The sequence below is a fragment of the Gulosibacter sediminis genome, from assembly GCF_023370115.1.
Taxonomy (GTDB): Bacteria; Actinomycetota; Actinomycetes; order Actinomycetales; family Microbacteriaceae; genus Gulosibacter; species Gulosibacter sediminis_A.
In genome coordinates this window covers 1,754,591-1,766,838 of the sequence record NZ_CP097160.1, presented here as the reverse complement: position 1 = coordinate 1,766,838, position 12,248 = coordinate 1,754,591, and the positions used below count along the sequence as shown (strand labels likewise).

General features: G+C 66.0%; 9 protein-coding genes and 1 rRNA gene. 8 read left to right on the top strand and 2 right to left on the bottom strand.

What is annotated here, in order from left to right; genetic code table 11:
• Positions 1-139 precede the first annotated feature (139 nt).
• Together sufU and M3M28_RS08175 are read right to left on the bottom strand one after the other, a co-directional pair.
• Positions 140-589, bottom strand: coding sequence for a Fe-S cluster assembly sulfur transfer protein SufU (sufU, locus tag M3M28_RS08180; protein WP_249385994.1), 450 nt, complete (start codon positions 587-589; stop codon positions 140-142).
• Positions 586-1,872 carry a SufS family cysteine desulfurase gene (locus M3M28_RS08175; RefSeq protein ID WP_249385993.1) on the bottom strand — a complete coding sequence of 429 codons (1,287 nt, stop codon included), beginning with the start codon at positions 1,870-1,872 and terminating at the stop codon, positions 586-588. Before M3M28_RS08175 ends, sufU begins: the two co-directional genes overlap by 4 nt.
• A gap of 40 nt (positions 1,873-1,912) precedes the next feature.
• On the opposite strand from M3M28_RS08175, the gene argC reads away from it, so the two are divergent.
• From argC to M3M28_RS08135, 8 genes are all read left to right on the top strand, one after another.
• The gene (gene argC / locus M3M28_RS08170; RefSeq protein WP_249385992.1) at positions 1,913-2,962 is read left to right on the top strand and encodes an N-acetyl-gamma-glutamyl-phosphate reductase; all 1,050 of its coding nucleotides are present in this window, start codon (positions 1,913-1,915) and stop codon (positions 2,960-2,962) included.
• A complete protein-coding gene (argJ, locus tag M3M28_RS08165) occupies positions 2,959-4,122 on the top strand; it encodes a bifunctional glutamate N-acetyltransferase/amino-acid acetyltransferase ArgJ (RefSeq protein WP_249385991.1) in 1,164 nt (387 codons plus the stop codon). The genes argC and argJ overlap by 4 nt, the downstream gene beginning before the upstream one ends.
• Before the next feature lie 13 nt (positions 4,123-4,135).
• Positions 4,136-5,032 (top strand): acetylglutamate kinase, encoded by an 897-nt coding sequence (gene argB / locus M3M28_RS08160; RefSeq protein ID WP_249385990.1) that lies wholly within the window; start codon positions 4,136-4,138, stop codon positions 5,030-5,032.
• 39 nt (positions 5,033-5,071) lie between these two features.
• Positions 5,072-6,013 carry an ornithine carbamoyltransferase gene (gene argF, locus M3M28_RS08155; RefSeq protein WP_249385989.1) on the top strand — a complete coding sequence of 314 codons (942 nt, stop codon included), beginning with the start codon at positions 5,072-5,074 and terminating at the stop codon, positions 6,011-6,013.
• A 57-nt stretch (positions 6,014-6,070) separates the two neighbouring features.
• On the top strand, positions 6,071-7,270 hold the full coding sequence (locus M3M28_RS08150) for an argininosuccinate synthase (protein WP_249385988.1): 1,200 nt from the start codon (positions 6,071-6,073) through the stop codon (positions 7,268-7,270).
• 3 nt (positions 7,271-7,273) lie between these two features.
• Positions 7,274-8,680 carry an argininosuccinate lyase gene (gene argH / locus M3M28_RS08145; protein WP_249385987.1) on the top strand — a complete coding sequence of 469 codons (1,407 nt, stop codon included), beginning with the start codon at positions 7,274-7,276 and terminating at the stop codon, positions 8,678-8,680.
• A 64-nt stretch (positions 8,681-8,744) separates the two neighbouring features.
• A complete protein-coding gene (gene tyrS / locus M3M28_RS08140) occupies positions 8,745-10,046 on the top strand; it encodes a tyrosine--tRNA ligase (protein WP_249385986.1) in 1,302 nt (433 codons plus the stop codon).
• Positions 10,047-10,632: 586 nt separating this feature from the next.
• Positions 10,633-12,155, top strand: a 16S ribosomal RNA gene (locus M3M28_RS08135).
• Positions 12,156-12,248: the final 93 nt, after the last annotated feature.

Here is a 12,248-nt window from a genome sequence, read left to right as displayed (position 1 = left end):
TCGTTGTCGCCGCGGAAATCTGGGACGAACGCCGAGATTTTGGGGGTTTGAACGGGCTGAGCCCGTTCAAACCCCCAAAATCTGCGAGTTCGTCCGACATACGGCGCGAGACCGCGCGCGAACCAGGCTCGAAGCGGGCCTAGGCGGCCTCGGCCTCGCGCAGTGCGGCCTCGAGGGCGACCCAGCCGAGCATCGCGCACTTCACGCGCATGACGTACTTGCCGACGCCCTCGAACGCGATCGCGTCGCCGAGCAGATCGGCCTCGTCATCGGTGAGGTGATCGCTGCCGCGCTTTCGGAGCATGCCGCGCAGCGCCTCGACGCCGGCGCGAGCCTGCGCCACGGGCTGGCCCACGAGCTGCTCGACCATGATCGAGGCGGAGGCCATCGAGATCGAGCAGCCGTCGCCGACCCAGCCAATCTCGGCGACCCGGTCGTCCTCGACGCGCACGCGCAGGCGAATCTCGTCGCCGCACGAGGGGTTCTTCTCGAAGTGTTCGGCGTCGAACGGCGCGATCTCGCCCTCGCCGGTGCGGCGACGCGAGGCGTCGAGAATGATGTCCTGATAGAGCGAGTCGAGCCCGCTCATCGGTCGGCACCGAAGTAGGCGCGCACGTCGCCGAGCGCCGCGATAAGCGCGTCGATGTCGTCGTTCGTGGTGGTGAAGTAGCTCGAGGCTCGCGTCGACGCGGTGACGCCGAGGCGACGATGCAGGGGCTGGGCGCAGTGGTGACCGCCGCGCACGGCGATGCCGCGGGCATCCAAGAACTGCGAGACGTCATGCGAGTGCACGCCGTCGACGATGAACGCGGCGAGGCCCGAGCGGGGCACCGAGGCGTCGTCGCCGATCACCGTGACGCCGTCGATGGCCGACAGCCGCTCGACCATGAGGGCGCCGAGCGACTCTTCGTGCTCGGCAACGGCGGCCATGCCGACGCCCTCGAGATAGCGGCAGGCCGCGGCGAGGCCGATGACCTGCGGCACGGCCTGCGTGCCCGCCTCGAAGCGGGTGGGCGGGTCCATAAACGTCGTCGACTCCATGGTGACGATCTCGATCATCGAGCCACCGGTGCGAGCCGGCGGCAGCTGCGCAAGGCGCTCGCGGCGGCCGTAGAGCACACCGAGGCCGTTCGGGCCCGTCATCTTGTGGCTCGAGAACGCGGCGAAGTCGACGCCGAGGGCGTGGAAGTCGACCGGGCGGTGCGGTACCGACTGGCACGCGTCGAGCACCGTGATGGCGCCGACCGAGGCCGCGAGTTCGACGAGCTGCTCGACCGGCGCAATCATGCCGGTCACGTTCGACACGTGAGCGAAGGCGATGACCTTCGTCGCCTCGGTCACGACGGCGCGGGCGTCGTCGATGGTCCAAGTGCCTCGTTCATTCGCGGGCACCCACTTCAGGGTGGCGCCGGTGGCGAGCGCGAGCTCCTGCCACGGCACGAGGTTCGCGTGGTGCTCCGCCTCGGTGATGACGATCTCGTCGCCGGGGCCGAGCCTCAGGGGAGCCGACTCGTCGCCGCCGCGACCCCGCGAGGCGGCCGCGATGCCGAGCGTCACGGTGTTGAGCGCATCCGTGGCCCCAGCCTGCCACGCAATTTCGTCGGCGTCGGCACCGATGAAGTGCGCGATCGTGTCTCGGGCATCCTCGAAGTCGCTGGTCGAGAGCGCGGCGAGCTCGTGCGCGCCGCGGTGCACGGCCGCGTTGCGGTGCTGAAGGAAGTCGCGTTCGGCATCGAGCACGGCGGTCGAGCGTTGCGCGGTCGCGCCGAAGTCGAGGTAGACGAGCTGTTCGCCATGCACCTGCTCGGCGAGAATCGGAAAGTCGCGGCGAAGCTCGCGGGCTCGGGCGTCGGTAATTACGGAGGAAGACATCGTTCCTAGCCTAGGCCGGGCCCCGCGTAGGATGGCCAACATGACGTTTTCGGTAGCGGTTGCTGGGGCTAGTGGGTACGGCGGCGGCGAGCTGCTGCGGTTGCTTGCGGGCCATCCCGAATTCGAGGTGCGCACTGTTACGGCGCACCAACAGGCCGGGCAGTCGTTGCGAACGGTGCACCCGCACCTCGCGAGCTACGGCGACCTCGAACTGCAGCCGACCGACGCGGCGCACCTGCGCGGCCACGACATTGTCTTTCTCGCGCTGCCGCACGGGAAGTCGGCGGCGCTCTCGGCCGAGCTCGAGGGCGAGGCGAAGCTGCTCGTCGACGCCGGGGCCGATCACCGCCTCGAACGCGAGCAGGACTGGACCGACTACTACCCGGGCGACTTCGCCGGCACCTGGACGTACGGCATGCCCGAGCTCGTGCTCGCCGACGGCGGCAAGCAGCGCGCGCAGCTTCCGGGCACCCAGCGCATCGCGGTGCCGGGCTGCAACGTCACCGCGGTGAGCCTCGCGCTCGCACCGGCAATCCGCGCGGGCCTGATTGAGCCGGATGCGCTCGCGGCAGTCCTCGCGGTCGGTCCCTCGGGCGCGGGGAAGAAGGCCTCCGTGGGCATGCTCGGCAGCGAGCTCATCGGCAATGTCGTGCCCTACAACGCGTTCGGCGGGCACCGCCACAACCCGGAGATCCGGCAGAACCTGCGCCGCGCATCCGGCGCCGAGGTGCGCCTCTCATTTACGCCCGTGCTCGTGCCCGCGGCCCGCGGCATTCTCGCGACCAGCTCGGGCACCCTCGTCGATGGCGTCGACCAGGCCCGCATCGACGAGGTCTACCGCGACGCGTACGGCGACGAGACCTTCATCGAGGTGCTCACCGATGGCCGCCTACCCCGCACGAATGACGTGCTCGGCTCGAACCGCACGCAGCTCGCCGTCGGTATCGACGAGCGCGCCGGCCGCCTCATCGCGATCAGTGCCATCGACAATCTCGGCAAGGGCACCGCCGGTGCCGCCATCCAGTCCGCGAACCTCGCCCTCGGCCTCGAGGAGTCGCTCGCACTTCCCCTGAACGGAGTCGCCCCGTGACCATCACTACCCCCAAGGGTTTCCGCGCCGCCGGCGTCGCCGCAGGTATTAAGAAGAGCGGCGGCCGCGACGTTGTGGTGGTCGTCAACGACGGACCGTCGGCCGCGGCCGCGGCCGTGTTCACGAGCAACCGTTGCGAGGCGCACCCCGTGACCTGGTCGCGGCGCATCCTCGAAGACGGCGTCGCCTCGGCGGTCGTCCTCAACTCGGGTGGCGCGAACTGCTTCACCGGCGCGTTCGGCGCCGAGACGACCGAGCTCACGGCGAACCGCGCCGCCGAACTGCTGCAGCTGCAGCCGAGCGACGTCATCGTCTGTTCCACGGGCCTGATCGGTTCGGGCGACGAGAAGTTCCGCCAGGGCGTGCTCACGGGTGTCAAACTCGCGGTCGCCGAGCTCGCCGACGACGAAACGGCCGCGCAGCATGCCGCCGACGGCATCCTCACCACCGACTCGGTGGCGAAAACCGCGCTGCGCGAGGGCACCGGCTACTCGATCGGCGCGATCGCGAAGGGTGCGGGCATGCTCGCCCCGGGCCTCGCAACGATGCTCGTCGTCATCACGACCGACGCCGACCTCGAGTCGGCGCAGCTCGACACGGCGCTGCGCGAGGCCACTCGCCTCAGCTTCGACCGCGTCGACTCCGACGGCGCCATGTCGACGAACGACACCGTCGCGCTGCTCGCTTCGGGCGCATCCGGCACCGCGGCCGACGAAGGCGAGTTCACGAGCCTGCTCGTCGACCTCTGCCAGGACCTCGCTCGCCAGCTCCAGGCCGACGCCGAGGGCGCGAGCCACGACATCACGATCACCACCACCGGCGCGGCCACGGAAGACGAGGCGGTCGCCGTCTCGCGCGCCGTCAGCCGCTCGAACCTCTTTAAGACCGCGATCTTCGGCAACGACCCAAACTGGGGCCGCGTGCTCGCCGCGATCGGCACGACCGACGCACAGTTCGTGCCGCAGCAGATCGACGTGTCGATGAACGGCGTCATGGTGTGCCGCGCCGGCACACCCGACGCGCCCGTCGACACCGTCGACCTCACGCCGCGCAAGACCGCGGTGCTCATCGACCTCCACGCCGGCGACGCAACCGCGAGCATCCTCACCAACGACCTCACGCACGACTACGTGCACGAAAACAGCGCCTACTCGTCGTAGGTCGAAAGGCAGCATGTCTGGCGACACCCACCCATGGCTCGCGGCCTCGACCGCGAAGGTCGAGACGCTCATCGAGGCCCTGCCCTGGATGCAGCAGTACCACGACGAGATCATCGTCGTGAAGTTCGGCGGCAACGCCATGGTCGAGTCCGAGCTCATTGAGGCGTTCGCGCAAGACATCGCGTTCCTGCGCTACGCGGGCATCAAGCCCGTCGTCGTGCACGGCGGCGGCCCGCACATCTCACGCATGCTCGACCGCTTCGGCATCGAGTCGGAGTTTCGCGCCGGGTATCGGTACACCTCCGCGGAGGCGATCGAAGTCGTGCGCATGGTGCTCGGTGGCCAGGTCGCCCGCGAGCTCGTCTCGGCGATCAACGATGTCGCGCCGGTCGCCACCGGCACGTCGGGGGAGGACGCCGGGCTGTTTCAGGCGCAGCGTAAGACCACGGATGCGTCGGGCAAGCCGATCGACCTCGGTCACGTCGGCGAGATTGTCGCGGTCAACCCCCAGGTCGTCTCGGCCGACATCGCGGCCGGCCGCATCCCCGTCGTCTCGACCATCGCGAGTGACATCGACGCGCCCCGCAAAGCGCTCAACATCAACGCCGACCGCGCGGCTGCCGCGCTCGCGGTGGCGCTCGGCGCCCGCAAGCTCGTCATGCTCACCGACGTCGAGGGTCTCTACCGCAACTGGCCCGACCGATCGTCACTCATTTCGTCGATCAGCGCCGAGGAGCTCCGCCCTATGGTGCCGAACCTCGAATCGGGCATGATCCCCAAGGTGCAGGCGTGCCTCGAAGCGGTCGACGGCGGTGTCTCGCGCGCAACCATCATCGACGGCCGGGTCGCTCACTCGACCCTGCTCGAAATCTTCACCACCGACGGCTTCGGCACCGAGGTCATGCCCTAGCGGCGCCTCGGTTCGACCACCACTTCGAAAGGCATCCCCATGATCCGCCACTTCCTTCGCGACGATGACATCACCGCCGCCGAGCAGAGCACGATTCTTGACCTCGCAGCGAAGCTGAAGGAAGACCGATTCCTGGCGCGACCCCTCGAGGGCCCGCAGTCGGTCGCGGTCATCTTCGACAAGAGCTCCACGCGCACGCGGGTCTCGTTCCACGTCGGTGTCTCGGAGCTCGGCGGCAGCCCGCTCATCTTCACCACCGCATCCAGCCAGCTTGGCGGCAAGGAAACCCCGTCCGACACCGCGCGGGTGCTCGAGCGCATGGTCGAAGCGATCGTCTGGCGCACCTACGCGCAGTCGGGCCTCGAGCAGATGGCCGACGGCGCGCGCGTGCCGATTGTCAACGCGCTCAGCGACGACTTCCACCCTTGCCAGTTGCTCGCCGACCTGCTCACGATTCGTGAGCACCGCGGCGCGACGCAGGGGCAGAAGCTCGTGTTCGTCGGCGACGGCGCGAGCAACATGGGCCACTCGTACCTCCTCGCCTGCGCGATCGCCGGCATGCATGTCGCGGTCGCGTCGCCCGAGGGCTACCTGCCTCGTGAGGATGTGGTGGCTCGTGCCCGCGAGCTCGCGGCAGAGCAGGGTGGCTCGGTCGAGGTCGGCACCGACGCGGCCGCGCTGGTGGCCGACGCCGATGTGGTCGTCACCGACACCTGGGTGTCGATGGGCCTCGAGGAGGAGCGCGCCGAGCGCGTCGCCGCCTTCGAGTCGTACCGCGTGACGCAGGAGCTCATGGGACACGCGAAGAGCGACGCGATCTTCCTCCACTGCCTGCCGGCCGACCGCGGTTATGAGGTCGACGCCGACGTGATCGACGGCCCGCAGTCGGCGATCTGGGACGAGGCCGAGAACCGGCTCCACGCACAGAAGGCGCTGCTCGTGTGGCTGCTCGCGCAGGCCCGCGGCGTCGAGCTACCGTAATCGCCGGCTGCGCCGAGCGAACTAGACTATTTCCAGACCTACAGCTGAAGGAGCAACATGACTGAGCGTATTGTGCTCGCGTACTCGGGAGGTCTCGACACCTCCGTCGCAATCCCGTGGATCAAGGAGCGCACCGGCCGCGAGGTCATCGCCCTCGCGATCGACGTCGGACAGGCAGGCGAAGACCTCGAGCAGATCCGCCAGCGCGCCATCGATTGCGGCGCCGTTGAGGCAGTGGTGGTCGACGCCCGCGACGAGTTCGCGAACGACTACCTCGTGCCCGCCCTCCAGGCGAACGCCATGTACCAGCGCCGCTACCCGCTCGTGTCGGCACTCTCGCGCCCGCTCATCGCCCGTCACCTCGCGCGCACCGCTCGCGAGCTCGGCGCGAACTCGATCGCGCACGGCTGCACCGGCATGGGCAACGACCAGGTGCGCTTCGAGGCCGCCGTCGCGGCGCTTGCGCCCGAACTCACCTCGATCGCGCCCATCCGTGACCTCTCGCTGACCCGCGACGTGGCCATCGAGTACGCCGGTGAGCACAATCTCCCGATCCGCCAGTCGAAGGCGTCGCCGTACTCGGTCGACCAGAACGTCTGGGGCCGCGCCGTTGAGACCGGCTTCCTCGAAGACCCGTGGAACGCGCCGATCGAAGACCTTTACGAGTACACGCAGGACCCGACGGTCGACCGTGCGCCGACCGAGGTCACCATCGCGTTTGAGTCGGGCACCCCGGTGTCGATCAACGGCGAGCGCCTGAGCATGCTGCAGATCGTCGAGAAGATGAACCAGCTCGCGGGCGAGCAGGGCGTCGGCCGCATCGACATGGTCGAGGACCGCCTCGTCGGCATCAAGTCGCGCGAGATCTACGAGGCCCCGGGTGCGATCGCGCTCATCGAGGCGCACACCCACCTCGAGGACTTGGCGCTCGAGCGCGACGTGGCGCGCTACAAGCGCAGCGTCGAGATCGAGTGGGGCAACCTCGTGTACGACGGCCTCTGGTTCGGTGGCCTCAAGCGCGCGCTTGATTCGTTCATCCAGCACACGCAGGAGAAGGTCACCGGCGAGGTGCGCCTGACCCTGCACCAGGGCCGCGCCGTCGTCACGGGCCGCCGTAGCGACCAGTCGCTCTACGACTACTCGCTAGCGACCTACGACACCGGCAACACCTTCAACCAGGATGCGGCGCGCGGCTTCATCGAGCTGCATTCGCTGCCCTCGAAGATCGCCGCCCGCCGCGACCAGCCCGAGCTGTAGGGCATGGCGGACGCAACCTCGCGAGCCGGCGAAGACGGCGCCCTCTGGGGCGGACGCTTCGCCGGCGGTCCGTCGCCTGAACTCGCACGGCTGTCGAAGTCGACGCAGTTCGACTGGAAGCTCGCGCACTACGACCTCGCTGGCTCGCGGGCGCACGCCAATGCGCTCGCAAAGGCGGGGTACCTCACCGAAGACGAGCGGCTTGGGATGCACGCCGCACTCGACGAGCTCGAGCAGCGCGTGAGCGATGGCCGGTTTGTCGCTGCGGAGGCCGATGAGGATGTGCACTCGGCGCTCGAGCGCGGGCTGATGGAGATTGCCGGGCACGAGCTAGGCGGCAAGCTTCGCGCCGGCCGGAGTCGCAACGACCAGATCGCGACCTTCGTGCGCATGTACATCCGCGACGAGTCGGCGACGCTGCGTGGGCTGCTGCGCGACCTCGTGAGCGCGATCGCCGGCCAGGCCGAGGCGAACCTCGACGTGATTATGCCGGGGCGCACGCACCTGCAGCACGCGCAGCCGGTGCTCTTGGCGCACCATCTGCTCGCGCACGCGTGGCCGCTCGTGCGCGACCTCGATCGCCTACACGACCTGGGGGAGCGGCTCGCCGACTCGCCCTACGGTTCGGGGGCGCTCGCCGGTTCGACGCTCGGGCTTGATGCCGAAGCGGTGGCCGCCGAGCTCGGCTTCCGCGCCGCGGTCGAGAACTCGATCGATGGCACGGCGTCGCGCGACCTCGTGAGCGAGGCCGCGTTCGTGCTCGCCCAGGTGGGGGTCGACGTCTCGCGCTTTGCCGAGGAGATCATCCTCTGGAATACGCGCGAGTTCGACTTCCTCACCCTCGACGACTCGTATTCGACGGGCTCGAGCATCATGCCGCAGAAGAAGAACCCCGACATCGCCGAGCTCGCGCGCGGCAAGTCGGGTCGACTCATCGGTAACCTCACTGGCCTGCTCGCGACGTTCAAGGCGATGCCGCTCGCGTACAACCGCGACCTGCAGGAGGACAAAGAGCCACTGTTCGATTCGTTCGAACAGCTCGAGGTGCTGCTGCCGGCATTTACCGGCATGGTCGCGACCATGGTCTTCCACGGTGAACGGATGCGTGAGCTCGCGCCGCAGGGATTCTCGCTCGCCACCGATGTGGCCGAGTGGCTCGTCAAGCGGCATGTGCCGTTCCGCGACGCACACGAGATCTCGGGCAGCCTCGTCAAGCTTGCTGAGTCGAAGGGCGTCGACCTCGATGGCCTCTCGGACGACGAGTTTGCCGGGGTCTCGGCGCACCTCACGCCCGAGGTGCGCGAGGTACTCACCATCGACGGCTCGGTCGCGTCGCGCGACGGCGTCAATGGCACCGCGCCGAGCTCGGTGCGTGACCAGCTCGCGAAGCTGCGCGAACGACTCGCGTAATTCCCGCATGCGAATGCCCCCGATCGTGCAGATCGGGGGCGTTCGTGTTGGTACGGTTGACGCTGTGACACAGCGTGATCTCTCCTGGCAGCGGAATGACCCGTCGTTCGACCACGTCCTCGATGAACTCGAGTGGCGCGGCTTTATTCACGTCTCCACCGATCTCGGTGAGCTTCGTGAGCGGATGGCCCAGGGGCCGATCACGTATTACTGCGGCTTCGACCCCACCGCGCCGAGCCTCCACCTCGGGCACCTCGTGCAGCTGCTGTTGCTGCGCCGACTGCAGCTTGCCGGCAACTTCCCGATCGGTGTCGTCGGTGGTTCGACCGGCCTCATCGGCGACCCGCGCCCGACGGCCGAGCGCACGCTGAACTCGCGCGAAACCGTGGCCGAATGGGTGAACGGCCTGCGCGACCAGATCGAGGGCTACCTCGACTTCGGCGGTGACTACGCCGCACGCATGGCGAACAACCTCGACTGGACCGCTGACCTGTCGGCCCTCGACTTCCTGCGCGACCTCGGCAAGCACTTCCGCGTCGGCGCGATGCTCAAGAAGGATGCGGTTTCGGCGCGACTCAACTCCGAGGCTGGCATCTCGTACACCGAGTTCAGCTACCAGATTCTGCAGGCATTTGACTTCCTCGAGCTCTACCGCCGGTACGGCCTCGAGCTGCAGACGGGCGGCTCCGACCAGTGGGGCAACCTCGTCGGTGGTGTCGATCTGATCCGCCGCGCCGAGGGCGCGAGCGTGCACGCGATGGGCACACCGCTCATCACCAACTCAGATGGCACGAAGTTCGGTAAGTCCGAGGGCAACGCCATCTGGATCAACGCCGAGCTCACCTCGCCGTACGCGTTCTACCAGTTCTGGCTCAACACCGACGACCGCGATGTCGCCGACCGCCTGAAGATCTTCACGTTCTTCACCCGGGATGAGATCGCCGAGTTCCAACGGCAGGTCGAAGAAGAGCCCTTCCGCCGCGCAGCGCAGAAGGCGCTCGCGTCGGCGGTGACCCGGCTCGTGCACGGTGACGAAGCCACCGATGCGGCCATCGATGCGTCAGAGGCGCTCTTTGGCAAGGGCGATCTCGCGGCACTTTCCGAGGATGTGCTCCATCAGGCCATCGCGGAGCTACCGAACGTCGAGGCACAGCTGGGGCAGGAAATCGCCGAGCTGCTCGTGGCAACCGGCGCGGAGGAATCGCTTTCGGGCGCCCGCCGTGCAATCAAGCAGGGTGGCGTCACCGTCAACAAGGCGAAGGTGACAGACGAACACCAGGTGCTGGGGGAGGGCGACCTCCTCGCCGGCGGCGGAGTCGTCATCCGACGCGGCAAGAAGACGCTCGTCGGAGCCATCGTTCGATAACCGTGCGAATGTGACGCGGGGGTGCGTGCAGCAAGGCTGCGCGCACCCCGCCTCGTTTTCCGAGGAAAGGGCGAGATCCGCGAAATACCAGGCGACACGCCCGGGCTGCAGGCGTGATTTGCGCGACCCCCCGGATCTCCGTAAAGTATTCACCTGTTGCCACCGCAGCGAAAGAAACACCATCTGGTGCTCATCGCAAAGGAGGCAACGGTCGCCGCCCAAGCGACAGAGTCTTTCAGACTCCGCGCTTGAGCCACTTGCGCGCCACGGCGAGCATGGGGTAAGGTAGACGACCTAACAACAACTTCACTACCATGAGGTTACGTCAGACATCGTCCGACACGCCGAGGTAGTAGAACCTAGAGCTCTCAGTAGCAACCACGCAAGCGCGGGGTGAAAATGAGAAGCGAACGGTCTTTGAGAACTCAACAGTGTGCACTAAATAAATTGTCATATGCCATTTTTTATATGGTTACCTCGTGACTGGCTAGCTTCGGCTGGTTGGTTTATTTGGTTCCTTTTTTAATATTTTGGATGATGATCGCCAGATTAATTTTGGTGTTTTGATTCTGGATTGAACTCATTTTTTACGGAGAGTTTGATCCTGGCTCAGGACGAACGCTGGCGGCGTGCTTAACACATGCAAGTCGAACGATGAAGCCCAGCTTGCTGGGTGGATTAGTGGCGAACGGGTGAGTAACACGTGAGCAACGTGCCCGAAACTCTGGAATAACTACCGGAAACGGTGGCTAATACTGGATATGTGCCAGGGAGGCATCTCCTCTGGTTGGAAAGATTTTTCGGTTTCGGATCGGCTCACGGCCTATCAGCTTGTTGGCGGGGTAAAGGCCCACCAAGGCGACGACGGGTAGCCGGCCTGAGAGGGTGACCGGCCACACTGGGACTGAGACACGGCCCAGACTCCTACGGGAGGCAGCAGTGGGGAATATTGCACAATGGGCGCAAGCCTGATGCAGCAACGCCGCGTGAGGGATGACGGCCTTCGGGTTGTAAACCTCTTTTAGTAGGGAAGAAGCGAAAGTGACGGTACCTGCAGAAAAAGCACCGGCTAACTACGTGCCAGCAGCCGCGGTAATACGTAGGGTGCAAGCGTTGTCCGGAATTATTGGGCGTAAAGAGCTCGTAGGCGGTTTGTCGCGTCTGCTGTGAAATCCCGAGGCTCAACCTCGGGCCTGCAGTGGGTACGGGCAGACTTGAGTGCGGTAGGGGAGATTGGAATTCCTGGTGTAGCGGTGGAATGCGCAGATATCAGGAGGAACACCGATGGCGAAGGCAGATCTCTGGGCCGTTACTGACGCTGAGGAGCGAAAGCATGGGGAGCGAACAGGATTAGATACCCTGGTAGTCCATGCCGTAAACGTTGGGCGCTAGATGTGGGGACCATTCCACGGTTTCTGTGTCGTAGCTAACGCATTAAGCGCCCCGCCTGGGGAGTACGGCCGCAAGGCTAAAACTCAAAGGAATTGACGGGGGCCCGCACAAGCGGCGGAGCATGCGGATTAATTCGATGCAACGCGAAGAACCTTACCAAGGCTTGACATATACCGGAAACTTCCAGAGATGGTTGCCCTGCTTGCAGTCGGTATACAGGTGGTGCATGGTTGTCGTCAGCTCGTGTCGTGAGATGTTCGGTTAAGTCCGGCAACGAGCGCAACCCTCGTCCTATGTTGCCAGCACGTTATGGTGGGAACTCATGGGATACTGCCGTGGTCAACACGGAGGAAGGTGGGGATGACGTCAAATCATCATGCCCCTTATGTCTTGGGCTTCACGCATGCTACAATGGCCGGTACAATGGGCTGCGATACCGCGAGGTGGAGCGAATCCCAAAAAGCCGGTCTCAGTTCGGATTGGGGTCTGCAACTCGACCCCATGAAGTCGGAGTCGCTAGTAATCGCAGATCAGCAACGCTGCGGTGAATACGTTCCCGGGCCTTGTACACACCGCCCGTCAAGTCATGAAAGTCGGTAACACCCGAAGCCGGTGGCCTAACCCTTGTGGAGGGAGCTGTCGAAGGTGGGATCGGTGATTAGGACTAAGTCGTAACAAGGTAGCCGTACCGGAAGGTGCGGCTGGATCACCTCCTTTCTAAGGAGCATTGACACGGTCACGATTCGTGTGGTCGTGGTGCCCAGTCTTGCCCGAGTGTGGTGAGTGGGTGCTCAAGGGTGGAACATATGA

What these genes read in the sequence shown, in the direction of transcription:
- sufU (WP_249385994.1), bottom strand. Translation starts at nt 589, where the DNA reads ATGAGCGGGCTCGACTCGCTCTATCAGGACATCATTCTCGACGCCTCG.
- M3M28_RS08175 (WP_249385993.1), bottom strand. Translation starts at nt 1,872, where the DNA reads ATGTCTTCCTCCGTAATTACCGACGCCCGAGCCCGCGAGCTTCGCCGC.
- argC (WP_249385992.1), top strand. Translation starts at nt 1,913, where the DNA reads ATGACGTTTTCGGTAGCGGTTGCTGGGGCTAGTGGGTACGGCGGCGGC.
- argB (WP_249385990.1), top strand. Translation starts at nt 4,136, where the DNA reads ATGTCTGGCGACACCCACCCATGGCTCGCGGCCTCGACCGCGAAGGTC.
- argF (WP_249385989.1), top strand. Translation starts at nt 5,072, where the DNA reads ATGATCCGCCACTTCCTTCGCGACGATGACATCACCGCCGCCGAGCAG.
- M3M28_RS08150 (WP_249385988.1), top strand. Translation starts at nt 6,071, where the DNA reads ATGACTGAGCGTATTGTGCTCGCGTACTCGGGAGGTCTCGACACCTCC.
- argH (WP_249385987.1), top strand. Translation starts at nt 7,274, where the DNA reads ATGGCGGACGCAACCTCGCGAGCCGGCGAAGACGGCGCCCTCTGGGGC.